Below are 255 nucleotides of genomic sequence, written 5' to 3' on the forward strand. Positions count from 1 at the left end.
TGCGCATTCGCAGGTGAGCGCCGACATCGACTTCTCGCGCAGCGAACAGACGTCGGAAAACTACGGCCCGAACGGCAATCCGCAACAGGCCGCGATTCGCAGCCAGCAATCGAGCACCGCAACCGAAATGTCGCAAGGCGGCGCCTCGGGCGTGCCGGGCGCGCTGTCGAACCAGCCGCCCCAGCCCGCCTCCGCGCCGATCAATGCGCCCGCCGGCGCGAGCGGCGGTGTGACGACGACGCCGGTCAGCGACCG

Annotated in this window: 1 protein-coding gene; it reads left to right on the forward strand. The window is 70.2% G+C overall.

Annotation, left to right across the window (positions count from 1 at the left end):
• A partial coding sequence (locus tag SB753_RS39185) for a flagellar M-ring protein FliF C-terminal domain-containing protein (RefSeq protein WP_410805435.1) occupies positions 1-255 on the forward strand: 255 nt, incomplete at both ends.

It is taken from the genome of Paraburkholderia sp. SIMBA_053, assembly GCF_046534895.1.
Taxonomy (GTDB): Bacteria; Pseudomonadota; Gammaproteobacteria; order Burkholderiales; family Burkholderiaceae; genus Paraburkholderia; species Paraburkholderia caledonica.